The sequence below is a fragment of the Shewanella japonica genome, assembly GCF_002075795.1.
Classification (GTDB): domain Bacteria; phylum Pseudomonadota; class Gammaproteobacteria; order Enterobacterales; family Shewanellaceae; genus Shewanella; species Shewanella japonica.
On record NZ_CP020472.1, the window covers coordinates 4,842,186 to 4,865,862 of the forward strand.

Here is a 23,677-nt window from a genome sequence, read left to right on the forward strand (position 1 = left end):
AAAAAAGGCATGGTAAAGACCATGCCTTTTATTATTTTGCATCAGTTTATTATCTACAGCTCTGCCTTTTTCGCATCAATAAACTCAGCATGAACAGTGATAACCAGCCTAGGCTACCTCCACTACTTTCACCACTATTATCGGGTGCATCTTCAACAACTGCAGGTAAGAAAAATGTCCAGGCACTTTTTTCTACATTGCCCTTTTCATCAGTAACAGTGAGTATAATCTGATATTCACCTTCAGTTGTATAAGTGTAATTAGCAGGGTTTTCACCCGTTAATGTCGTGCCATCACCCATATCCCATGAATAATCTAATGCACCAAAGCCACCAGTTGTATTATTGGTCATTTTGACGGTCATATTGTTACTGCCCACAATGGCAATAGAAAAATCAGCTGTAAGCTCAATCACCACTTCAACAATACGACTATAACTGGCACTGATACCTGTTGAGTCTGTCACGGTTAGCGTCACAACAAACCCGTTAGAACTACTATAGATATGTGTAGGATTAGCTAAATCACTGCTAGCACCAGCTTCACCAAAGTCCCAAACATAACTGTAGTCACCATCACCTCCCTGCACTGATGCGGAAAAAGCAGCCTCAAAATCAGTCACAACAACATCAAAATCCACTGTGATTTCTGGATCGTCTGGATCTGAGACAACAATATTTCTGCTGAACTCGACAGTCGCAGTTTGGCTACTGGTCGACTGAGCGGTGACATCCATACTCAAGCCTAATTGTTGTAATACCATGCCTGATTGCGGCTGAAGCGGTGCACTAAAGTCGTTACTATCGTCAAACTGACTTTGATTACTTAAATGATTATCTGAACCATAAGCCGTTTGCGGATACAGGCTAAAACTTGCATCGCGCACTTGCACATCACTACTGCCATTCATAATCAAGTTTTGGTCAGCATCGACAACACCGATTAAACTATAGCCTGCATGCTCACTGACATTGTTGTCTTCGTAATTGCTGTTTTCTAGCCATAACAATACGCCTGGCTCATAGCCAATATTTTCTAACCCTTCGTCAAGGCCTTGATAATTGCGAAGCTGTGCAATATAGCGCTGCGGTAAGCCTGGGACGGTATCATCAATGCGAGCATAACCATCTACATTAACCGATGACACGGTTTCGGCGTCATCACTGAAGATCTCACTACCTTCAGCCGTGAGTGAAATATTGTCGACTAACATCCCAAAGCCACCTACGGCTTGATCTGTGATGTAATTAATTTGCAGTTCCACGCTTTGACCTGCATATGCAGATAAATCATATGTCAGCTCAACCCACGCATCACTGCCGCTTCCACTACTGATGTCGGATGATTTCCCTGATATATAGTGATTAACGTTGTTATATAGCGGATTATTAGCAGTTGTATGATTACCTGCGATTGCAACATTGTTAATCAGCACCTGGCTATAATCATAATCAACTTCAATATCCCACAATGCATAAAAACTCAGCATTAAGGGAGATTGCGCAGGCAAATCAAGATCAATCGTCATGGTATTGGTCATCATGTGCCCTTTACCTGAGTAGTATTGATATTCACCAGCATAAGGCGCTTTAAAAGCAATGTTAGTTACTGGTAGCGGAATCGATAATTGATTCACTTCTTCGGCATTCACCGCACTGACAAGATCAGCACTTAAGCCTGTTTCACCAATTTCTGCCCAATTAATAGTGCGCTCATTGACCCACTTCCCCTTATAACGTTCTTGCAGGTATGAACGTGCATATGGGCTAAAACCTGACGGTTTGGTGCCTGGAATATATGTCCCACCAGCAGCTTGCCCTACCCAAGTACCTCCAGCCATTAGCGACCAGCTCCCTACTGGTGAGCCATCACCGCCGTAGCTTGTATCATATTCGTCTGGCAGACCTAGATCATGGCCAAACTCGTGGGTAATCACCCCTGAGGCTGAGTCGATAGGCTGCACGGTATAACCGTAGACCTTCATTGATGTACCAGGAATCGTGGAGCCAAATGTACTTGCGCCAACAAAAAATCGATGCGACCAAATAGCATCAGTGCCTAGCACGCCACCACCGACTTCCTCACCTAAGCTAGAATGAAAAATAACGATGTGATCGATCATGCCGTCGGCTTCATCGAGATTGCCGTTATTATTTAAATCATAAGGATCTTCAATATCAAATTGCGCAAGCTCCGCCGACGTCATACCTGCAACCGCTTTCGTAACAGCTTCCATCACCAGTTCAGGCACTGCAACATCATTGTCATTATTATCAGCATCATTACCGCCATAGTAAGCAGCATTATTATCAGCGGTTACCCAGCCTTTGACTTCTCCGTTGAATGAAAAGGTTCCGCCAGATGCTTGATCAAAGTATTGATAAGCCGTTTGTAGGTTTTCACCGTTTGGTCCTGCAAAGCCGCTAGATGAAAATAAAATGTCTTCATAATGCGTTACAGCATAATCGCTGTAATACATTGCAGTGTCAGATGGGGTTAATTGATTATCGTTGTAAGGTAAGTCCGGAAAATCAACTAATACAGCCAAGACATTCACGGCTTTTTCAACATCACTATCGGCCAATGTTGATACTGCTGCGACATTTTGTTGCTGCTTTTTATTCGCTAAAACCTGATTAATTCGTTTTGTTTGATTTAAAGGAACCGCTAAGTTATTTGCCCGTGCTTTACGGGTAAACTCTGCAACAGCTTGCTGCTTTTGCAGCTCGGTAGCATCAGGGCTTAACTCACCACGTTTGGTTAGCCAGTAAATAATTTGCGGCTCATTGATAACACCGGCATCGGCAGGTGACGTGTATTTAACAGGTGCAGCGATTGAAGAAGCACTCAATGCTAATGACAAAGTCAGTGCTAACGGAGTAAAACCTAATTGAGAATGCTTAAAACTAACCATTATAACGACTTCCCTTTGTGACATTTTTTATAGGCATCATTGCGTTTAGCAATATATTCATTAATAACAGCTTGCTGTTGTGCCTCAGTCATTTCAGGCGTGATATCACCTCGGTTTAGCAAGTTGTTTCTAATCCCTTGAGTATTTAATGGAGGTGGCGTTGCACCGCATTGTATTGTTGGTTTAGGGGCAGTCTGTTGTTGCGAGGCCGATTCAGGCATTGCTGCTTGATGACTACAAGCCAACAAATTTGCGCTCAAAAGTACCAATAAAGTCCGTTTCATAATTCAACTTATAACAGTGTAGATTAACTGAACATTAACAGTTATTACCCAGCGATTACAAACAGGCAGATAAGGTTTTTTGTCTCCGCTCCAACGCCAATGTTCACACAGGTAGACAGCTGAGGTAACATACTGATTATTAAGTTAAATTACAGCCTGTTGTCATCAAACAGTAAAAACAAAAAAGGCCGCTATTGCGGCCTAATAATACGAAGTTATCCTAAAACAAGATCATTTGCTGTTTATGCAGTGCTCTTCATGTAGCTCGACACACCATCTAAGAACATTTGTACAGATATCATCACTAGCACCATTCCCATTAAACGCTCTACCGCTGTCAGGCCTTTCTCGCCTAAAATGCGGGTAAAGACTTTATAGAAGAGTAATATCACCGCACTCACCCCCCAAGCAGCGACTAATGCAATAGTCCAATCTGTCATTCGTGAGCTGTCACTATGAGCAAGCAATATCAAAGCTGCTAGCACTGACGGCCCCGCCATCAAAGGAATCGCCATTGGCACAATAAAAGGTTCTTCACCCGCTGCTAAACCTACAACCCCACCAGGCTGCGGAAAAATCATTTTAATCGCAATTAAAAATAAGATAATACCACCAGCAATACTGACGGATTCTTGGCGTAAATTAAGGAAGTTGAGAATCGCCTCACCAGCAAATAAAAACAACAACATAATCGCTAGAGCAATGAGTAACTCACGTATCAATACACGGCGACGCTTTTTAGGCTCTATGTGACGCAAAATTGATGCAAAAATTGGTAAATTCCCTAACGGGTCCATGATTAAAAACAGCATCACAGCGGCTGAAAATATGTCCATTACATTTATTCTATTAATAATTAACAAAGAATCGCCATTGTATACTTAATACTGCGATATTGGAGGTATGAGCAGTAAATTTGTTTATATACTCACGATTTTGGCTATGCTTTACCGTGTAAATTCTGATGATGATGAATAATCAAGCACCACAAGTATTAAGTTAATCCAAATACTAGGATATACTTGATTGTTTTTTCCGTTTCTTAGATTCTTTTGGATTCCATGCTCTATCTAGTTGCCAGCTGTATCGCACTTTTATTCGGTCCGCTTTTTTATCGTTATTTCTCTTCAGGAAGTGGCTTACAAAAAGGCCTGGATGGATTTATTTTCGTCTCGTTAGGCGGATTAGTGCTAATCCACATTTTGCCTGAACTCCTTGAACATGGCGGTATCATTACCCTGTTGTTTGTCGTGTTCGGTTTATGGGGACCAACTGCCAGTGAGCGCTTATTTCATCGTTATTCTGAAATCACCCACAATGTCACGCTTACATTAGGTATTGCCGGCCTTTTGCTGCATACCATTACCGATGGCGGCGCGATGGTTTTAGCCCAGCAGGAAGGTAACTCCATATTGCTAGCCTTGGGCGTCATCATGCATCGTTTGCCTGTGGGGCTCGCTATTTGGTGGTTATTGAAACCGCAAGTTGGCACGCAATGGGCCAGTGTCGTTCTTACTGCAATGATGGTATTAACAGGTGTTGGCTATTTTGCCGGAGAACAACTGCTACAACATTTGAGTATCGAAAATACCGTGTACCTGCAAGCATTTGTTACAGGTTCTATTTTGCATGTTGTATTACATCAACCACATGGCAATCAAAATGATGATCGTCAAGGACGTTACCAATATCAAGCAGGCATTGGCAGCCTATTAGGCGTAGCCTTACTAGCAGTATTATTGCTAGTGGATACGGGTGGCGACGCTCATAGCCACCATAGTCATGGCTCAGGGCAATTTTTAAATTGGATACTGACCATTTCGCCTATTTTGATATTAAGCTACCTTATTGCTAGCCTGCGCTTTAAGGCCGGATTAACACCGCAAAATGAGCGCCTTTCTAGCCGTTGGCTGCAACGTCTCGCTGGCCCAGAGGCCTTAATTATTACTTTGCTGTTATTGGGCCCTTGGTTTGCGATATATCAAGCAATTGAGTTACTAATCATTGGCGCATTACTCAGTCTAGGCAAGGTTGAGTTAACCGATCCACACGAAAATCTTCCGCAATCCAGCTGGCGCTTTGGTTTTGCTCATTTAGTGGATAGAAGCGCACCTTGGATTGCATTAAGCCTGATATTGGCTAATTTAATTGGTCACCCATCAGTACACCTTGAGCACCCAGCACTGCAAGTTTTCTTACTACTTGTTGTATTCCTACCTATGCGCTTTTGTAACCTAGGCGCTGCAGTATTGGCTTTATCGCTTGCGTATAGTGGTTGGCATAATGTGGCTGTGGCTTTTGCCTTAATCGCAGCGCCAGTGCTGAGTATCAGTCAACTTAAACTGATGAGTTGGACAATGCGTATCGCTCTAGCCTCTGTTATCGCTTTAGCATTATTATTCGCCAATATTTACTTGGTTGATTGGCATCAAATGCTCACCTTACCCGATACCGTAAATGTGGCTGCAGTGATCATTGTCGGGCTGATTTTTAGCGCTTGCTTGTTACGTTTAGGCCCAAGGAAGTTTCTCAGCCGTTTAATGATTCAGTTCAATGCTCATAATCATGACCACGCACACGGCCATTCACATAGCCATACACACAGTCATCAACATGATGATAGTCAACACACTGGCCATCAGCACAAAGAGCATAAGCACTAACAACCAGCTGCGCTCTCGAGATCATCGAGAGCGTTTGTCTGTTGCAAATCAATTGCCTCTCGCTATTAACTTAATAGTGAACTTGCTCCTCAAATAAGCAAAACTTGTCCACTACGGCTTTTAGGTTATGATGAATTATCATCCTTAAAAAAGTCGAATCTATGTGCATCTTATTCATTGCTGTCGACATGCATCCTAAATGGCCACTTATCGTATGTGCCAATCGAGATGAGTTCCACCACCGACCTACCGAGCCTGCTCACTTTTGGCCACAAGATGCCACAACACAAATTTTGGCAGGTAAAGATCTTCAAGCAGGTGGAACCTGGCTTGGGGTAAATCAATTAGGCAATTTTGCAGCGCTAACTAATATTCGCCTTCAAACCAGTGAAGATGGAATGCGCAGTCGAGGCGAATTAGTACTAAAAGCGCTCGCTGATGACAATACCTTCAACCCGCAATGGCTTGCCCAACATGCTGATAACTACAGCCCTTTTAATTTGGTCTATCAATACGACAAACACTTATGGTGCTTCAATAGCGTCACGGCAGAAAATACACAACTCAAAAAAGGGTTTCATGCCATCAGTAACGGCGCATTAGATGATGTGTGGCCAAAAATGGCTAAAGGACAAATGGCACTTGAACAACATGTACTAAAACATGCCGCTCCCGACATTCCCCACATGCTTGAGCTAATGCGAGATCAAACACAAGCGCAAGACAGCAATTTACCCGATACTGGCATTGGACTTGAGTGGGAGCGGTTACTGTCGGCTATTTTCATCAAACATCCTGAATACGGTACTCGTTCCACCAGCGTAGTACTTCAAGATTGTCGAGGAAATATAGAATTGACAGAAGTGCGTTATGACGGCAAGGGAAGAAATTTAGGCCAACAGCAATTCACTATTAGCCTCTAAGCTGAAGATAACCCTTCTGACTAAAGCCGTGACAAAGATTAGCTCCTGTACATTAAAAACGGGATCTATTTAGTGGTGCAAATAACATGTGATCAGTCCGAAGAATGATCATGGGTAATGACCCATTTATCATCAATACGCTCGATTAATAAGGTGAATACACCACTGGGTTTATCTTTCGCACGCTCAAGTGTCCAGCGTCCAACTACGAGTGCGGCATAATTACTGAGCATTTTGATTTCACGTACATTAAAGCTCAATTTCCCCATACGTTCTTGTGTCGGATAACTGCGTTTGTAGCTACTTAATATTGAGTCCCAGCCATAATTGTATTTGCCATTAGACACAAATCGCAACTTATCGCTTTTCCAATAACCTTGCATATAGGCATCAATATCACCACTGTTCCATGCTTTTTCTTGATTCGAAATAACCGCACGGATCCTATCGGTCGGAATAGCACTATTCGAATTCACCTCATCAAGGGAAATCGAGGCTGTATCTTCAGGGTTAATATCCACTGCTGCGACGGGGGTTGTCGGCGTATAGATGTCAGGTTGCTTTTCTGCCTCGCTTTTGAGTTCATTGACAGCATCATCTTGCGCTGCAGTTGCTACTTTATCAGGCGCAGTTTCGCTTTCGACAGGCGAAATTGCCCCCGTTTCTACAACTTGATCTGTCACCGGCTTTAACGGAACCGTTTTCAGCACTTGTTCGGTTTGCTCCGCCAAAACAACATCATTGTCAGATTTAGCTGCAGTCACTTGAGTATCATCGTTAACCTTAGCGTCATTCGCGACAGCCAGTACTAGCGGCGACATACAGTATGCCATTACACTAAGGCAAAAAATTGTAAGGTGCTTCACACACTCTCCTTGTCATGACTAAGTGTTGATATTCCATTTAAGGCATGCCAACTTAGTACTTTTGTATGATTATTCTCGGCCAAATAAGCACGTTCATTATCTGACTTTCTATGAGTGACAAACTAATATCATTCACTAGCACTGCAGAATTAATCATAAAATATTTCATTATCTTATCGTTAGATTCTAACGTAAATAGTAACAATAAACTGGAAAATACCCCATGTTTCGCAAATTTTGTTTATGGCTTCTCAAAATAAATCACTGGCAATTTAAAGGGAGCGCACCACATCAAGGGCAGTTCATTATGGTCGTTGGCCCACATACCAGTAATTGGGATTTCATCATTGGTATTATTGCCCGTTTCGCCTTAGGTATTAAAATTCACTTTCTAGGCAAACATCAATTGTTTTTACCCCCTTGGGGCTGGTTCTTTAAATTATTAGGTGGCAGTCCAGTAGACCGAAGGAAAAATAACAATATGGTTGATGCCGCTGTGGCATTGTTTGCAGCAGATCCACAATATAAATTGGCATTAGCTCCTGAAGGGACTCGAAGCCCTGTCACACGTTGGAAAACTGGCTTTTATCATATTGCCGCAAAAGCTAAAGTTCCGATAATTACCGTCGGCCTCGACTTTGCTCGTAAAACCATTGTGATTAATCAACCGATGAATACCAGTGGCGATATGACCGCAGATATGAATCAAATTTTAGATTTTTTTCGAGGAATTTCAGGTCAGCACCCTAAAGTTATTCCAGAATACATACCTGCAAAAACAAAAAAGTCGAGCTAGTTAAGCTCGACTTTATGCGTAATGAGATTAATGTGCAGCGCTTTCAGGCTTGATGCTGCGAATATCTTCACCTGTCGGATTTTGGAATGCTTTCAAGCCAAATTCTGGCAGAATAGCAAAAATATGATCAAATATATCCGCTTGTATTCCCTCATAAAATGCCCAACGAGTATCATTGGTAAACACATACAGCTCAATCGGTAAACCTTGAGTCGTTGGCGCTAATTGGCGCACCATTAAGGTCATATCCTTATGAAGTTTATTATTATTTTTAAGGTAAGCATCTAAATAAGCACGGAAAGTCCCGACATTGGTTAATCGTCTGCCATTCACTGGCATTTCAATATCGCTCACTTGTTCATTCGCATGGTTAATTTCAGACACCATTTTCGGGAAATAGTCTTTTAAGTAGTTCACCTTAGATAACCGCGTCATATCTTCTTCGGTTAAAAAGTGAATACTATTAACGTCGATATTGAGTGAGCGCTTGATTCGGCGTCCGCCCTTTTCTGACATTCCACGCCAATTTTTAAACGCATCAGACACCAATGCATAAGCTGGGATCATCGTGATCGTGTTATCCCAATTACGCACCTTCACGGTATTTAAAGAGACCTCGTCAACAGCACCATCGGCGCCGTATTTATCCATTTGGATCCAGTCACCTTTACTCACCATGCGGTTAGCTGCAAGCTGAATACCTGCAACAAACCCTAAAATGGTATCTCTAAATACCAACATCACTAAACCTGTAGCGACACCTAAACCACTCAAGAAATAGATTGGCGACTGATCCGCAATAACAGAGATTGAAATGATAAAACCAATAAAGAAGAGAAACAGTTTAAATAGCTGCACGAAACTTTTAACCGGTAGTCGGCGACTAATTTGTCTGACATCGGCAATTTCATTCACTGCATCAAGGCATGAATAAATAGCTCGGATAACAAAAATAACCACGAGAACACTCATGGCTCGGTCAATAATAGTGCCAAGCAAGTCTTGGTGAGTCAGAATAATGGGTATCAACAAATCTAATACCATTATGGGTATCAATAGCGCTAACTTCTCCAATACGCCGTAGCGCATAAAGATATCATCCCAAGTCACTGCTGACTTACGGATCATGGCATTGACCGCTTTCACAAACACCTTGCGAGTAATGTAATACGCAATCGCTGCAATCAGTAGACTAGCAAACAATAAAATTGAGGTTGCGAGGCCATCTGACGGCTGGCTATTTACCCCAACTTCTAATAACCATGCGGCGATATCTGAACGTAACTCGTTATCCACTATTGATTCCTTTAGCACTTGAAAACACTGACTAACATAGCATATTTCTCGCAAGAGCAATGATAATCAATTATATGACACTGACACATAAAACCGCTCACTGACATGAAACAAGTCGCTAACAATTAACCCAAAATCAACGACAATGTCGTGAAAGATACGCGCAATTATTGACCTCCAGCCTTTAGCAACTAACAATAGCGCCATCTAATCAGGTAGAGGTTTACATGAAACAAATTTGGCTCACTTTACTATTCACTTTTAGCTTAGTCGCATATAGCCAACACGCCCAAGCAAGCACAGAGGAACCTCAACAGTTCAAGCCTTCTGTTGCCCTATTAGTCGACTATATTGATACTCGTGGTGACATGTTTGGTGTCACTATTGCAGCCAAACACTTTGACCCTGATTATGCGGATTGGGGATACTATATCGGCTATGCATGGGGCAGTGAGTACGATATTGATGTTCCAGAACCTGGCGAAGGCTATGCTAAAGAGTACATGTGGCGTTTTGGTTTGAGCTATAGCTTAACTCAAGATTTAAGTGTGTACGCTGGCGCCACGGCGTTTATCTACGAAGAAAACACCACAGATAATATCGTCCCACTGATTGTTGGTGCTGAGCCTGTTTGGGAGCGTGAACGTCAAAAGGACTGGGGAGCGGAAGTCGGCCTCAGATACACCATTATGAATGGCTTTGTGATTGGTGCAGGTTACGATACCAACTCAGAAGCAGCGGTCATATCCATTGGTGTCACCATGTAATATTTCCCCAATAAAAATCCCTAATAAAAATCCCTAACAAAAAAGGACCTTGCGGTCCTTTTTGTTATCACTCTCACTTAGTCAACGCACTACATCATCGACATTTAAAAGCTCGCCAATAAACCCGCAGGCAGATAACGGTTAAAACTCGCGCTGTATAGCAAGTCTGTTGCATTATCGATATCAGGCGCAAAGAAACGGTCTTTATCATAATACTCAACAACTTCTCGTAACTGCGCTTTCGCACTCGCTACAGCTTTACTTGGCTGTAATGGCTTGCGGAAATCAAGCCCTTGCGCCGCAGCAAGTAATTCAACCGCCAATACACCTCGTGTATTTTCAGACATATCACGCAAACGTCGAGCAGCAAATGTAGCCATCGAAACATGATCTTCTTGGTTGGCAGACGTCGGCAGACTGTCTACTGATGCTGGGTGAGCATAAGTTTTGTTCTCTGATGCCAGCGCCGCAGCTGTCACTTGAGCAATCATAAAGCCAGAGTTAACCCCACCATTTTCCACCAAAAATGGCGGTAGTTTTGACAAGCTAGAGTCAATCAGTAGCGCAATACGACGCTCAGCTATCGATCCCAGTTCGGCGATGGCAATAGCAAGGTTATCGGCCGCCATAGCAACTGGCTCCGCATGGAAGTTACCACCAGAGATAATATCGCCTGTATCTTGGAATACTAATGGGTTGTCAGTCACACCATTAGATTCAACCGCCAACACCTCAGCCGCATGACGTATTTGGGTTAAGCATGCCCCTAATACCTGTGGCTGGCAGCGCAGTGAATAGGGATCTTGTACTTTTTCGCAATCAACATGGCTTTGGCTAATCTCAGACTCATCACCTAGCAAATGACGGAAAATAGCTGCTGAGTCAATTTGACCTTTTTGGCCTCGTGCAGCATGAATACGTGCATCAAATGGACTGCGACTGCCCATGGCAGCCTCGACACTCATTGCACCAATCACGGAACTGGCAGCAAAGAGGTCTTCAGCGTGGAATAACCCTTCAAGCGCCAATGCTGTTGATGCTTGGGTGCCATTTAATAAAGCTAAACCTTCTTTAGCAGCGAGCTCAATTGGCTCAAGCCCAGCAATTTCAAGCCCTTCTGTCGCTGTGATGATTTGACCTTGGTAGCTCATTTCACCTTCACCAAGTAACGGCAGACACATATGTGACAAGGGGGCTAAGTCACCTGATGCACCAACTGAGCCTTTTTCAGGAATACATGGATAAACACCCGCATTGACCAACTGAATAAGAAAGTTAATCACTTCTAATCGGATACCTGAAAAACCACGGCTCAGAGAGTTAATCTTCAATACCATCATCAATCGCACAGTGGCATCTTGCATATATTGCCCAGTACCAGCAGCATGAGAAAGCACGATAGAGCGCTGCAGTAATTGCAAATCTTCTGGCGCGATTTTAGTGTTGGCTAATAAGCCAAAGCCCGTATTAATACCATAAACCGTGCGGCCTTCATCTAAGACTTGTTGCACTAACCCAGCACTGGTATTGATGTCTGCAATCGCTTCATCTGCTAAGGTGATGTTCACTGAAGCACGGCTAATTTTACGTAACTGAGCCAGTGATAGCGTACCTGGGTTCAGTAATAATCTATGTTGTACCGTCATTACTTCACTCCTTGCATTGGTAAATCTAGACCTTGCTCTTTCGCGCAATCAATGGCGATATCGTAACCAGCATCAGCATGTCGCATAACACCTGTTGCTGGGTCATTCCACAACACGCGTCCTAAACGCGCAGCAGCGTCATCACTGCCATCTGCCACAATCACCACACCAGAATGTTGACTAAAGCCCATACCAACGCCACCTCCATGGTGCAGCGACACCCAAGTTGCGCCGCTAGCAGTATTTAATAAAGCATTCATTAGTGGCCAGTCTGATACAGCATCAGAGCCATCAAGCATCGATTCCGTTTCACGGTTTGGACTAGCAACAGAGCCAGAGTCAAGATGATCACGTCCAATCACAATCGGCGCAGATAATTCACCATTTTTCACCATTTCGTTAAATGCTAAGGCTAAACGTGCACGGTCTTTTAGCCCTACCCAGCAAATTCGCGCCGGTAACCCTTGAAACTCAATACGCTCACGGGCCATATCTAACCAATTATGCAAATGCGGGTTATCAGGAATTAACTCTTTTACCTTGGCATCGGTTTTATAAATATCTTCAGGATCACCAGATAAAGCGACCCAACGGAAAGGGCCAATCCCTTCACAAAATAATGGACGCACATATGCAGGAACAAAACCTGGGAAATCAAAGGCATTTTCAACACCTTCTTCAAATGCCATCTGACGAATGTTATTACCGTAATCGGTGGTAGCCGCGCCTGCTGCTTGCAGCGCTAGCATCGCGTTAACTTGAACAGCCATCGATTGTTTAGCCGCTTTAACTACAGCAGATTCGTCAGTTTTACGCATTTCAGCAGCGTGCTCTAACGTCCAGCCTTGAGGCAAATAACCATTTAATGGATCGTGCGCAGATGTTTGGTCAGTGACCACATCTGGCGTCACACCGCGCTCAACTAATTCCGCAAAAATGTCAGCAGCATTAGCGAGTAGTCCGACAGAAACAGGTTTGCCAATGGCATTAGCTTCATCAATCATGGCCAAAGCCTCATCTAATGAGGTCGCTTTCTTATCCACATAACGAGTGCGCAGACGGAAATCAATACGCGTTTCATCGACTTCACATGCCAATACTGAATAACCCGCCATGGTGCCAGCAAGGGGTTGTGCGCCGCCCATACCACCCAGGCCGCCCGTTAAAATCCACTTACCTGCTGCATTGCCTTCAAAGTGCTGTTTTGCCATCGCGACAAAGGTCTCGTAAGTGCCTTGAACAATCCCTTGAGTACCAATATAAATCCACGAGCCTGCGGTCATTTGGCCGTACATGGCCAAGCCTTTTTTATCCAGCTCGTTGAAGTGCTCCCAATTAGCCCAGTGTGGAACTAAGTTTGAGTTGGCAATAATCACTCTCGGTGCATTATCATGGGTTTTAAATACGCCAACAGGTTTACCAGACTGAACAAGTAAGGTTTCATCGTCTTCAAGACGTTGAAGCACTTCAATAATTTTGTCATAGCATTGCCAATCACGAGCTGCGCGGCCAATACCGCCATAAACCACTAAGTCTTCAGGTCGCTCAGCAACATCTGGGTGTAAGTTATTCATTAACATCCGCATTGCAGCTTCAGTTAACCAGCTTTTACAGGCGAGTGTCGTGCCGTGAGGTGCGATAATATTACGGCTAGGGTCGTGTCTATTACTCATTATATTTCCTTCAATTATCTTCAACTGTTAACACTCAAAGGTGCTAAAGCCTGACTTTTTTGTTTTTATAAATGACAATCTATCGGTTAAACGTTAAATGACCACCTAGTCTGAATTGACTGCCGGGGTGAGTTAATCGAGCAAAACTCACCACCCCTTTTCGAGACCAAGTGCGACGTAAAATTTGTAAGCAAGGTTCTGTAGGCTCAATGGCTAAACGCTGTTGGGTTTGCTCATTGGCAATAACGGCTTCAATGGTATGGCGAGCTTCGGTTAAGGGAGCGACTTTAGATAAATACTCGTGAGGCGTAAGCAGATTGAAATCTTGTTTTAAATAGTCGGGGATCATTTGCGGATTCACATAACGCTCTTCCACTTGCAAAGGTTTATCTTGTTCGCAATGCACCAATACTGAATAAAAAACTGGGCTGCCTTCTTCAAGCCCTAACGAAATAGCCACTGCACTGGGTGCACTTACTTGTGCCAATTCAAGTTGCTTAACACTGTAGCCATGCCCCCTGTCTTTAATCTCATCGGCAATATTGCGAATGGCTAATAACGAAGACTGCGATTTAAGCCCCGCAACAAAAGTACCTAATCCTTGACTGCGCTCTAACACTCCAGATTCCACCAATTCTGTTAATGCACGACGTGCGGTCATTCGACTACAATCAAACAACTCAGTTAACTGGTTTTCAGAAGGCACGCGATCATTCTCTTGCCATTCGCCCGCTTCAATGCGCGCTAAAATGTACTGCTTAATTTGTGCAAATTTTGCTAGTGCCATCGTCTTATCCAATTGAGTAAAATGTGTTGTAGTTGCACGCGCTAGAGGGTTTATTAGTGGCAAGCGATAAGGTTTTCATGAATAGAACTGCCTAAAACTTGCTTATTTTGGTGAATTAACCCACGTTACGATTAAAAACTCGGCGTTAACCTTACCTTGTATATACAAGTTAAAACAAGTATTGTTTTGCCTTAATCGAATAATTAATTTTACGCTCAGGAGTTGCCATGTCGTGGGACCACGTTTGGATTGACGTTAATATTGCTACTATGGATCCAGATAATTCAGCAGCTTATGGCGCTATCACTGATGCCGCTATTGCAGTTAAAGACGGCAAAATTGCTTGGCTTGGACCGCGCAAAGAATTACCTGACTTTGATGTATTTGATATGCCCGTATATCGTGGTCGTGGCGGATGGATAACCCCTGGCCTTATTGATGCCCATACTCATTTAGTGTTCGCAGGCAACCGTGCCAACGAGTTTGAAATGCGACTTGAAGGCGCAAGCTATGAAGATATTGCTCGTGCTGGAGGAGGTATCATTTCGACAGTTAATGCTTGCCGTGAAGCGGAAGAAGCTGAATTATTCGATCTCGGCCGTCAACGCCTCAATGCTCTAGCCAAAGAAGGGGTGACGACAGTTGAGATTAAATCAGGCTACGGATTAAATACCGAGACGGAAGTGAAATTACTCAAGGTTGCACGTGAACTAGGGCGCAATCATCATGTCGATGTAAAAACAACTTTTCTTGGCGCTCATGCTATTCCACCAGAATATAAACATGATACAGAGGCCTATGTGGATCTCGTCATTAACGAGATGTTGCCTGCCGTTATTGAACAAAACCTTGCTGATGCAGCTGATGTTTTTTGTGAAAACATTGCCTTCAACCTTGACCAAACAGAGCGAGTATTAACTGCCGCAAAAACGGCAGGCCTCGAAATAAAACTTCATGCCGAGCAACTGTCTAATATGGGCGGTTCGACGATGGCCGCTAAGTTGGGCGCAAAATCAGTCGATCATATTGAATACCTCGATGAAGCTGGCGTTAAAGCACTTGCAGAAAGTGGCACCTGCGCCACCTTGCTACCTGGAGCGTTTTATTTTCTGCGTGAAACGAAAATGCCACCGATTGAACTATTACGTCAATATAACGTGCCGATTGTGGTTGCTAGCGACTTTAACCCTGGCTCATCGCCTATTTGTTCCACCTTATTGATGTTGAACATGGCTTGCACTTTATTCAAACTCACCCCAGAAGAAGCATTAAAAGGAATAACGGTAAACGCAGCCAAAGCGTTAGGAATAGAACAAAATGTTGGTATGCTTGCACAAGGTATGCAGGCCGATTTCTGTCTTTGGGATATTGCCACACCAGCTCAATTGGCCTACGCCTATGGAGTGAATCCGTGTAAAGATGTCGTCAAAAATGGTGTGCTAGTTCATCAATAATCCTGCATTAATATCAACATCTGAAGAGGGAATTAGTACTCCCTCTTATTGGGCTATAGTTGGGCTATAGTTGGTCTTTAGCCGCTCTATAGGCTCACTACAACTCGCATCAGCTCAATATTTTTGAATTGACTAAATGGCCTAAAACTCATAAGGTGACCAAAATTTTTCAACCTGTTTAGACCATGACTTCTCAGCTAACACCCATTGGCCTTTTTAAATCTTTATCAGACCCAATACGTCTATCAATTGTGATGCTCTTAATTGCAGAAAAAGAGCTATGTGTGTGTGAATTTACCGAAGCACTTGATGAAATACAGCCTAAAATATCCCGTAATCTTGCTCTACTAAAAACAGCGGGTCTTGTGGTAAACCGTCGACAGGGGCAATGGATTTATTATTCTATCAATACGCAACTGCCATCTTGGGCAAAAACAGTATTATCAGAAACCTATAATGGCAATAAAGCACTGGTTGCAGGCCCGCTAGCAAAACTCAATTTAGTCGGTAAAAATGAAGATAGACCTCAAATATTATGTTGTGGTTCGACAAAGTAAATAACAGAAAACACGAGAAAGAGATGCTGGCGAACCTAGCATCTCTTTTTTCTCCAGTAACGTTAATACAGGGTTTTAACATTAAAGCTGCGAATATAATACACATTCGGTTTAGTACCAGCATCAATATTCAATTGTTGTGAAGGGTTCATTTTTATCAAACGTGCCGCCTCACTACTTGGGTCGTCAAAGTCTCCAAATACTCTTGCACCTGATGGACATGCCGTCACACAAGCTGGGCTCAATCCCTTATCTAATCGATGATCACACAAGGTACACTTTTCAGTGGTTCTTCTTGGGCGAACTTCAGGATAAGTATCACCACGCTCAGGATTCATATACGGGAAGGTTTTAATATCCACCTTCTTCAATAATGCATGTGGAGAAGCTGTCGCCCCCGCCACTAAGGCTTCATCATCTTGCCAATCACGGTGCGGTACTTGTTTGTTATAGCTAATCACGCCATATGGACAAGCACGTTCACACTTCCTGCAACCAATACATTTATCATTATCTTGCAGCGTTAATCCACGCTTGTCTTTATACATTGCACCTGTTGGACACACTTCAACACAGGCAGCATTAGTACAGTGATTACACATAGTTGGAATATAGCTGTACTTCACATCAGGGAAGCGCCCTTCTGTTTTAGTAATATGATCCGACCATTTGACGCCATCAGCAGTGTTATTTTCGGTTTTACAGGCTAAATCACAGCCACCGCAACCTACGCATTTTTGTAGGTCAATTACCATTCCGAGTCTCATAATCTCTTACCTCAGGCTTTTTTTACGTTAATGCGAATATGGCCATAGAAAGCAGATGCCCCACTTAATCTGTCATATCTATCTGCGATGATGTCGTTGTTTGAACCACCTCTCGCTTCTTTACCAAATGTTTTGCTCGCATGGCGGCCATAAGCCCAATGCCCTTGACCAAAACATTTAGCCACAGTGCCAGGTCTCACTCCCTCCCAAAGCGCGACGGTACATGTCAATTCACCTACAGGGCTGGTAACCACAATCGCATCACCGGTTTTAAGGCCGAGCTTTTCACCATCTATCGGGTTAATCTTTGCCGTGTCTTCGTTGGCAATATCCCCAGGATCGACATCTTTAAATTCATGGAACCATGGTGTATTAGCTGAGCGGCCTTCTTTGCTTAAACGAGATTTTTGATCCACTAGCAGTAATGGATATTGTTTCTCGTCACCAAAGCGATAAGGATCTTCGTAATGCGGTACAAATACCTCTTTTCCTCTTGCATGGTAGTCACACGCTTTCATTACGTCATCAACACTCACGTGATGATTTTTTGCATGCTTGTTCAGAGCTTTTTCGAGGGTTTTACTGTAAAACTCAAACTTGTGGGTTTCGGTTTTAAACTTACCCCAGCGGCTTTTGAGTTCATAAGGATGACTGTTCCACACGCCTTTATCGGTAAATTCTTTCCAAGACGTCATGTTGTCACCATATTTGGCAGCACCGTCAGTCCACAATGGTGACGTCACGTATTTCACCAATAGCTCACCAAAGTCTTTTTCAGTTTTTGCAGGCTGCTTCGTTTCTGGATCCAGTAACTGCTCGTTGATATAACGCCAAGGCATATCAAACCCTTTATCAGCCAGTTTTTTTGCTAATAAATAAGGGATTTCTGACTCATCGTCTTTGGTATTCCATAAACGATCTATCGACGGTTGCTGTACCGATACTTGATGGACACCATTACCAATAGAATCCAATACGCCCCACTTTTCAAACATATGATGGTTAGCAGGTAATATGATGTCTGCAAACCAACTGAATTCTGAAATATTGGTGGTCACATGAGCCATAAAGTCGAGTTGGCTTAATGCTTCATTCCAACGCTGGCCTTCAGGTGATGAGAAATTAAAGTTGTTGAAGTATGCCAACATGACTTTAATGTCATACGGATCAGCACTTAGCATGCCGTTAGGCGTATTGCTGGTGACAACACCACCGCCTGGCTTACCTTTTTTAAGCGCAGGAAACGCTAAGGTGCCACGCTGGTCAATTTTAGGGTGCTTAACCCCTTTTTTTGCCACCGCATCAAGGTAAGGTTTCGAATCAGGGAAGCTCTTATTCAGCTTGATTTTATTAGCAGGGAATAAACCGCCTTTATTATCAATACCACCAAATAAACCATTTAATGCATGACAAGCAAGTGAAGTGTAAGTACCACGGGTGTGCATAACAGCACCACGAGATGTCCACACTTGTACCGCGGGGGCCGCTTTGCCCATATCGCGCGCAATATTGATAATGGTATCAGCAGGAATATTAGTGACAGACTCTGCCCATTCAGGAGTGTAATCTTTTAAGCTGATGTTCCACCAATCAACCACGCCATGAGTATGTAGCTCATTAAATGCAGCAGCATCAACGTCTTGACCCGCAATGAACTGGTTTTGCTTATTAGCAAAATCCCCCACAAACGGCTTATGCCACAGACCTTCAACCAAGGCAACATGGGCAATGGCTAAGGCTAAAACGCTGTCTTGAGCTGGTTCAATTGGGATCCACTTATGTGCCTTACTGGCTGATACTGATAAACGAGGATCGACAACCACAACTTTAGCGCTATCTAATGCCGCGCCCCATATCTTTGAGTAGTATGAAACTTGACGATTACTCGCAATGGGGTCAGCACCAAATGAAAGAATAAATTTGGTATTTTCAACATCGTACTGATTGTAGCCCCAGTTACCATCTTGATAGTAAGGCCCCATTTTATGCGCTTCTGCACAAATTGAACTATGAGAGATATTATTCGGTGAACCAATCATCTGAGTAAGATGCTTATACATCAGTTCATTGATATGAGAATAGCGTCCACGAAGTAAGGCGTATTTATGAGATTCATCTGCGGCTCTTAGAGCAAGGATTTTATCTGCAAGTAAATCTAATGCCTTATCCCACGAAATAGGCTTAAACATTGGATCATGCTCTTTACCCTTTCTAGGGTTGGTTCGCATAAGTGGTGTTTTTACCCGATCTGGGTCATACACTTGTTGAAGACTTAAATGCTGTCTAGGGCAACTCGCTTCACCATGTACTTTTGAATTAACATTGCCTCGTATTTTTACTGCTCTGCCATCCATTACGTACACTTGTTTAGCACACCAAGAAGTACAGCCTTGGCAGGTTGTGCCGACCCACTGACCTGTACCTGTAACTGTATCAGCAGCTGGTAACTCATGCTCAATTCCCTTCATCACAGGTTCAATTGAACTCGAACTACTACATCCGATCCCAGACAGTGCAGCACCTGCCACCGAGGTTTTTAATAACGCTCTTCTACCTGTATCTACTTTATTGCTCATCTCAATCCCCTTTGAACACAACACATATGATGAACCATATATATAACTATTCATATATATACATTTGTAAATACTTTTTGAAAAGATATATCTAAGGAGGTAGTTCACAGTTTTAAAAATAATCAAAATTAATGCGACCTAAGTAATAAAATCGTCATAATTTTCTGATTTTTTTCTAATGAAAAAGTCGATGCTAATACATTTTTTGCTTAACCATTAACCATAAATAGACACGTAAAATAACGGGTTACTTTACGATTCATAAATTCACAGCTTAACCCCTAGCACTCACTTTCTTAAAAACGTCACACCTTTGTCATACCTATCTGCACAGAATATTAGCGTCAACTTATCTACTATTTTAAAAGGACTAAAAATGAGGATATTTTTCTTACTTGGTGCATTACTGATTAGTCATACAGCATTCGCGGCTGATAATTGCAGTCGCTACGGTTGTCCCAGTGGTGCTGCATCAAATAACGATCTGATTAATCGTGCTATATATACAATGAGTAATAACCGCACGACTAAATTTGCCGACTGGGTAGCTTATAAAGTCACCCCAAACAGTATTGATGGACCAAGTCGCTCACGCAGTTGGAAATCAGACCCCAATATAGCTAGCGCTTATACGCTAGAAGCCAGTGATTACAAAGATGCGCATGCAATATTACAGACTGACAGAGGCCATCAAGTGCCTCTAGCAAGCTTTAGTAATACCAGTTCGTGGAGCCAAACAAATTATTTATCAAATATCACTCCGCAAAGTTCTAATTTAAACCAAGGCCCATGGGTCAAACTGGAAACAGCGGTTCGCAACTTAGCCCGAAGTGGAAAGCAAGTTTATGTCGTCACTGGTCCATTATATGAATATTACTTTGGTACGCTGCCTCAAGCCGACGAAAACCATCGAATCCCTTCGGGGTACTTTAAAGTTGTCGCAACGATTAGTCATTCAGGATACGTCAAAGCAAGCGGATTTATCATGGAGCAAAATAGTGGGCGTAATGATTATTACTGCAACAAAGAAGTCACGATAGACCAAGTTGAATCACGAACTGGACTCAATATATTGCCTGGGATGTCGAACAGTAAAGCTTACGCTGTTGAATCAAAATTGGGAGGGATTAGCGCCGATATTGGCTGTTAATCAGTATAGATATTAACACTGGAGCTTACTTTAAAGCCTAATAAAATGCCGACATTTGTCGGCATTAATCATCTAAAAACACTACAAGCCAAATTGATTACTCGTCTTTTAATGCATCAACAGGTAACCAATTCACTTTAACACCTGCTTGCAAAAACATATCTTGGCTAATTTTAATTTTATCGCCCCAGCGAGATAAGAAATCTTGGCTTTGCTCTGGGCAATATACCCCAGTAATCCCTGTTTGAATGATCTTTGCAGCACAATTAGGACACGGGAAATGGGTCACCCAAATATCGCAGCCATCAAGATCACGCTTAGCAAATAAAATCGCATTCTCTTCTGCGTGCAAGGTCTTGAGTAACTTCATATCACGATCATCAGTTTCAGCGCTGTCAGAAATCCCATGGGGATAACCATTAAAGCCGACAGAAACAATACGATTATGCTTAGTGATCACCGCACCCACTTGAGTTGACGGATCTTTACTCCATGATCCTACAAGCTCAGCCATCTGAAAAAATCGTTTTGCCCATTTTGAAATCATAGCGGCTCCCCTTTTGTTTGCTGAGTGTGAACTTGGCTTTTATCTATTCATAATACCTAAAGTTAGCAACATTGGCAGCAAATTACAGTGGAATATCATTGATTTGAGTATTCCTCTACTTTGTTATTACAAATTGACTAGCCATCAGACCTAATAAAGCTTAGGATCTTGAGCAAGCACATTTAAGGATTGGAGTACGTAGACACTATGGGTATTAGAGCGATTATCGTAGATACAGCTGGCACCACGACTGATCTAGATTTTATTCACGATGTACTATTCCCTTATTCAAAAAAAGCCATGGGCGATTTTCTGAGTAAGAATCAACATAACCCATTGGTTGAATACTGTATTAGTGACGTACGTGATCTTGCTTTAGAACAAGACGCCTCTATCGAACGTGTTACAGAAATCCTGTCACAGTGGATTGATGAAGACCGTAAAGCGACACCACTTAAGACCCTTCAAGGGCTAATTTGGAAACAGGGATACGCTAGTGGTGAATTTACTGGTCATATCTACCCGGATTTTATCGATGCGATTCCACGAATTGAAGCGGCAAACATCCGTATTTACAGTTTCTCTTCTGGCTCAGCTGAAGCGCAAAAAATGCTATTCAGTCACAGCGATGCAGGTGATTTAACACCTAAATTCAGCGGTCATTTTGATACCCGTACGGGTAACAAGTTAGATAAACAAGCTTACTGTAATATTCTCAATACCGTGAGCTTAAGTCCTAAACAAGTCTTGTTTATCTCTGATGTGATTGAAGAGTTAAAAGCCGCTGACGCAGCAGGGTTACATACTTGCCAAATGGTGCGTTTTGACAATCAAAAAACCGCTAAGTTTGCACAAATTAGCGATTTCTCGGCTTTACCTATTGATTGCTAAGCCTGCAAATTCAGCGTTGTAACCCATACGCGCTTAACGCCCTAATAAAAAACGACCCAAAGGTCGTTTTTTATTATCTGGCACATAACGCTAGTGGGTTAAATCTCTTCATTAAAAAGCAACACCACACTGCCACCACTTAATACGCTATCAATATTCACCGTCACACCAATACCAATGTTGGTTAACCATGATGATAAAGACGGCGTTTCAACGAGCCAGCCTAAACCCATTTCATAATAATGATTCGTCCCCATGCTATCGACTGCATCACCGGTTAAGTCTATTCGCTTAAATAAAAAGCGCATTTCATTGCGATAACCCATCAGCTCAGGCAGTGGGTAATGATAAATAAATGTATTACTAAAACGGCCAACATGGGGAGTACCTGTTTGTTCAGGTGAGTCTGCATTGACGATATTGCCAAAAGCGTAATTAACACGGCTTATAAACTGCCACTTATTTTCCCAAAGCGTGCCTTGATAATGTAATTCAAGCGTAGGATCTACCATCCAGGCATCGAAAGAAGTATTAAATACCTCACCATCAAAGTCTTGACGCAGTCCCTCAAGTGCTGGGCTATAGTCAAAATGATTTCGATACCAAATATAATGACCACCTAAGCCAAGCTGCAACCACCAATTCGAAGATAACTCATACCGCCAGCGCTGCTCAGCAGATAATAGATAACTTTTTTCATCGAGCTTTTCAGTCATGTTCGCTTGATCAGAGAGTTGTAAAGATTGTTTCGAATTAATAAATGAGAACTTCACAAAGCTGGCCGTTTGCCAATCAGGTGATAGCTCAAGCCAATTGCTTTCCCAAGGGATCGAGTAAACGCTTAATTCCTTGCGGCGTTGAATGGATTCTTTAGACCCAGTATCGATATTATCCAGATCCACAATGTTACTGGGATCAAAATTGACAACCCCTAAGGTCACTAAGCCCGCATCCGACAACACAATCGCAGTTGCAATGTTGCCTTTAGTGATATCACTTAAACTTTGATCCACTGTGATATCCGTATTGGCAAAAGCTAAATGACTTATGAGTGCAAGAATGCAACTAAAGCCCCAGCGAATAACCATAGGAGAATTACCGATGCTGAACGTTTTCATGG

20 protein-coding genes are annotated in these 23,677 nt (G+C 42.7%); 8 read left to right on the forward strand and 12 right to left on the reverse strand.

Translation table 11 applies throughout. From position 1 onward, the window contains the following. Nucleotides 1-49: 49 nt before the first annotated feature. The 3 genes from SJ2017_RS20730 to SJ2017_RS20740 form a co-directional block, all read right to left on the reverse strand. Entirely contained in the window at nucleotides 50-2,914 is a 2,865-nt protein-coding gene (locus SJ2017_RS20730; RefSeq protein WP_080917214.1) for an immune inhibitor A domain-containing protein, read from the reverse strand. Next, on the reverse strand, nucleotides 2,914-3,198 hold the full coding sequence (locus SJ2017_RS20735; protein WP_080917215.1) for a hypothetical protein: 285 nt from the start codon (nucleotides 3,196-3,198) through the stop codon (nucleotides 2,914-2,916). Before SJ2017_RS20735 ends, SJ2017_RS20730 begins: the two co-directional genes overlap by 1 nt. Nucleotides 3,199-3,440: 242 nt before the next feature. Then, entirely contained in the window at nucleotides 3,441-4,034 is a 594-nt protein-coding gene (locus SJ2017_RS20740) for a YhgN family NAAT transporter (RefSeq protein WP_055024154.1), read from the reverse strand. Between the two features lie 225 nt (nucleotides 4,035-4,259). On the opposite strand from SJ2017_RS20740, the gene SJ2017_RS20745 reads away from it, so the two are divergent. Further along, complete coding sequence (locus tag SJ2017_RS20745) at nucleotides 4,260-5,861, forward strand: metal transporter (protein ID WP_080917217.1); 1,602 nt, start codon at nucleotides 4,260-4,262, stop codon at nucleotides 5,859-5,861. A gap of 161 nt (nucleotides 5,862-6,022) precedes the next feature. Next, nucleotides 6,023-6,784 (forward strand): NRDE family protein, encoded by a 762-nt coding sequence (locus SJ2017_RS20750; protein WP_080917218.1) that lies wholly within the window; start codon nucleotides 6,023-6,025, stop codon nucleotides 6,782-6,784. A gap of 92 nt (nucleotides 6,785-6,876) precedes the next feature. Here SJ2017_RS20750 and SJ2017_RS21795 read toward each other — a convergent pair whose 3' ends face one another. After that, nucleotides 6,877-7,299, reverse strand: a complete 423-nt coding sequence (locus SJ2017_RS21795) for a YybH family protein (RefSeq protein WP_240433852.1) — start codon at nucleotides 7,297-7,299, stop codon at nucleotides 6,877-6,879. Nucleotides 7,300-7,873: 574 nt separating this feature from the next. Here SJ2017_RS21795 and SJ2017_RS20760 point away from each other — a divergent pair. Further along, nucleotides 7,874-8,446: a lysophospholipid acyltransferase family protein gene (locus tag SJ2017_RS20760; RefSeq protein ID WP_055024151.1), complete on the forward strand. Its 573-nt coding sequence runs from the start codon at nucleotides 7,874-7,876 to the stop codon at nucleotides 8,444-8,446. A gap of 27 nt (nucleotides 8,447-8,473) precedes the next feature. Here SJ2017_RS20760 and SJ2017_RS20765 read toward each other — a convergent pair whose 3' ends face one another. Further along, nucleotides 8,474-9,742 carry a mechanosensitive ion channel family protein gene (locus SJ2017_RS20765; RefSeq protein ID WP_080917221.1) on the reverse strand — a complete coding sequence of 423 codons (1,269 nt, stop codon included), beginning with the start codon at nucleotides 9,740-9,742 and terminating at the stop codon, nucleotides 8,474-8,476. Between the two features lie 227 nt (nucleotides 9,743-9,969). Here SJ2017_RS20765 and SJ2017_RS20770 point away from each other — a divergent pair, with 227 nt between their 5' ends. Then, complete coding sequence (locus tag SJ2017_RS20770; RefSeq protein WP_080917223.1) at nucleotides 9,970-10,509, forward strand: TonB-dependent receptor; 540 nt, start codon at nucleotides 9,970-9,972, stop codon at nucleotides 10,507-10,509. A 104-nt stretch (nucleotides 10,510-10,613) separates the two neighbouring features. Here the strand turns inward: SJ2017_RS20770 and hutH are convergent, their stop codons facing one another. The 3 genes from hutH to hutC all read right to left on the reverse strand — a co-directional run bounded on the left by hutH (nucleotide 10,614) and on the right by hutC (nucleotide 14,615). Continuing rightward, nucleotides 10,614-12,155, reverse strand: coding sequence for a histidine ammonia-lyase (hutH, locus tag SJ2017_RS20775; protein ID WP_065110500.1), 1,542 nt, complete (start codon nucleotides 12,153-12,155; stop codon nucleotides 10,614-10,616). Further along, the gene (hutU, locus tag SJ2017_RS20780) at nucleotides 12,155-13,828 is read right to left on the reverse strand and encodes a urocanate hydratase (protein WP_055024147.1); all 1,674 of its coding nucleotides are present in this window, start codon (nucleotides 13,826-13,828) and stop codon (nucleotides 12,155-12,157) included. Before hutU ends, hutH begins: the two co-directional genes overlap by 1 nt. Nucleotides 13,829-13,907: 79 nt before the next feature. Further along, the gene (hutC, locus tag SJ2017_RS20785; RefSeq protein ID WP_080917224.1) at nucleotides 13,908-14,615 is read right to left on the reverse strand and encodes a histidine utilization repressor; all 708 of its coding nucleotides are present in this window, start codon (nucleotides 14,613-14,615) and stop codon (nucleotides 13,908-13,910) included. Between the two features lie 227 nt (nucleotides 14,616-14,842). Here hutC and hutI point away from each other — a divergent pair, with 227 nt between their 5' ends. After that, nucleotides 14,843-16,069 (forward strand): imidazolonepropionase, encoded by a 1,227-nt coding sequence (hutI, locus tag SJ2017_RS20790; protein WP_065110498.1) that lies wholly within the window; start codon nucleotides 14,843-14,845, stop codon nucleotides 16,067-16,069. 185 nt (nucleotides 16,070-16,254) lie between these two features. Beyond that, nucleotides 16,255-16,626 (forward strand): metalloregulator ArsR/SmtB family transcription factor, encoded by a 372-nt coding sequence (locus SJ2017_RS20795; protein WP_055024145.1) that lies wholly within the window; start codon nucleotides 16,255-16,257, stop codon nucleotides 16,624-16,626. 62 nt (nucleotides 16,627-16,688) lie between these two features. On the opposite strand, the gene arrB is transcribed toward SJ2017_RS20795, so the two are convergent. Together arrB and arrA are read right to left on the reverse strand one after the other, a co-directional pair. After that, nucleotides 16,689-17,393: an arsenate respiratory reductase iron-sulfur subunit ArrB gene (gene arrB / locus SJ2017_RS20800; protein ID WP_080917226.1), complete on the reverse strand. Its 705-nt coding sequence runs from the start codon at nucleotides 17,391-17,393 to the stop codon at nucleotides 16,689-16,691. A gap of 11 nt (nucleotides 17,394-17,404) precedes the next feature. Beyond that, nucleotides 17,405-19,969, reverse strand: coding sequence for an arsenate respiratory reductase molybdopterin-containing subunit ArrA (gene arrA / locus SJ2017_RS20805; RefSeq protein ID WP_244899740.1), 2,565 nt, complete (start codon nucleotides 19,967-19,969; stop codon nucleotides 17,405-17,407). Between the two features lie 376 nt (nucleotides 19,970-20,345). Here arrA and SJ2017_RS20810 point away from each other — a divergent pair, with 376 nt between their 5' ends. Next, nucleotides 20,346-21,119 carry a DNA/RNA non-specific endonuclease gene (locus tag SJ2017_RS20810; RefSeq protein ID WP_080917227.1) on the forward strand — a complete coding sequence of 258 codons (774 nt, stop codon included), beginning with the start codon at nucleotides 20,346-20,348 and terminating at the stop codon, nucleotides 21,117-21,119. 97 nt (nucleotides 21,120-21,216) lie between these two features. On the opposite strand, the gene SJ2017_RS20815 is transcribed toward SJ2017_RS20810, so the two are convergent. Continuing rightward, nucleotides 21,217-21,666, reverse strand: coding sequence for a dCMP deaminase family protein (locus tag SJ2017_RS20815; protein WP_055024142.1), 450 nt, complete (start codon nucleotides 21,664-21,666; stop codon nucleotides 21,217-21,219). A gap of 207 nt (nucleotides 21,667-21,873) precedes the next feature. On the opposite strand from SJ2017_RS20815, the gene mtnC reads away from it, so the two are divergent. Continuing rightward, nucleotides 21,874-22,557: an acireductone synthase gene (gene mtnC / locus SJ2017_RS20820; protein WP_055024141.1), complete on the forward strand. Its 684-nt coding sequence runs from the start codon at nucleotides 21,874-21,876 to the stop codon at nucleotides 22,555-22,557. A gap of 98 nt (nucleotides 22,558-22,655) precedes the next feature. Here mtnC and SJ2017_RS20825 read toward each other — a convergent pair whose 3' ends face one another. Further along, nucleotides 22,656-23,675 (reverse strand): Solitary outer membrane autotransporter beta-barrel domain, encoded by a 1,020-nt coding sequence (locus SJ2017_RS20825; protein WP_080917229.1) that lies wholly within the window; start codon nucleotides 23,673-23,675, stop codon nucleotides 22,656-22,658. Between the last annotated feature and the right edge of the window lie 2 nt (nucleotides 23,676-23,677).

Coding starts and splice junctions, on each gene's coding strand:
- SJ2017_RS20730 (WP_080917214.1), bottom strand. CDS start 2,914: ATGGTTAGTTTTAAGCATTCTCAATTAGGTTTTACTCCGTTAGCACTG.
- SJ2017_RS20735 (WP_080917215.1), bottom strand. CDS start 3,198: ATGAAACGGACTTTATTGGTACTTTTGAGCGCAAATTTGTTGGCTTGT.
- SJ2017_RS20740 (WP_055024154.1), bottom strand. CDS start 4,034: ATGGACATATTTTCAGCCGCTGTGATGCTGTTTTTAATCATGGACCCG.
- SJ2017_RS20745 (WP_080917217.1), top strand. CDS start 4,260: ATGCTCTATCTAGTTGCCAGCTGTATCGCACTTTTATTCGGTCCGCTT.
- SJ2017_RS20750 (WP_080917218.1), top strand. CDS start 6,023: ATGTGCATCTTATTCATTGCTGTCGACATGCATCCTAAATGGCCACTT.
- SJ2017_RS20760 (WP_055024151.1), top strand. CDS start 7,874: ATGTTTCGCAAATTTTGTTTATGGCTTCTCAAAATAAATCACTGGCAA.
- SJ2017_RS20770 (WP_080917223.1), top strand. CDS start 9,970: ATGAAACAAATTTGGCTCACTTTACTATTCACTTTTAGCTTAGTCGCA.
- hutH (WP_065110500.1), bottom strand. CDS start 12,155: ATGACGGTACAACATAGATTATTACTGAACCCAGGTACGCTATCACTG.
- hutU (WP_055024147.1), bottom strand. CDS start 13,828: ATGAGTAATAGACACGACCCTAGCCGTAATATTATCGCACCTCACGGC.
- hutC (WP_080917224.1), bottom strand. CDS start 14,615: ATGGCACTAGCAAAATTTGCACAAATTAAGCAGTACATTTTAGCGCGC.
- hutI (WP_065110498.1), top strand. CDS start 14,843: ATGTCGTGGGACCACGTTTGGATTGACGTTAATATTGCTACTATGGAT.
- SJ2017_RS20795 (WP_055024145.1), top strand. CDS start 16,255: ATGACTTCTCAGCTAACACCCATTGGCCTTTTTAAATCTTTATCAGAC.
- arrB (WP_080917226.1), bottom strand. CDS start 17,393: ATGAGACTCGGAATGGTAATTGACCTACAAAAATGCGTAGGTTGCGGT.
- arrA (WP_244899740.1), bottom strand. CDS start 19,969: ATGAGCAATAAAGTAGATACAGGTAGAAGAGCGTTATTAAAAACCTCG.
- SJ2017_RS20810 (WP_080917227.1), top strand. CDS start 20,346: ATGAGGATATTTTTCTTACTTGGTGCATTACTGATTAGTCATACAGCA.
- SJ2017_RS20815 (WP_055024142.1), bottom strand. CDS start 21,666: ATGATTTCAAAATGGGCAAAACGATTTTTTCAGATGGCTGAGCTTGTA.
- mtnC (WP_055024141.1), top strand. CDS start 21,874: ATGGGTATTAGAGCGATTATCGTAGATACAGCTGGCACCACGACTGAT.
- SJ2017_RS20825 (WP_080917229.1), bottom strand. CDS start 23,675: ATGAAAACGTTCAGCATCGGTAATTCTCCTATGGTTATTCGCTGGGGC.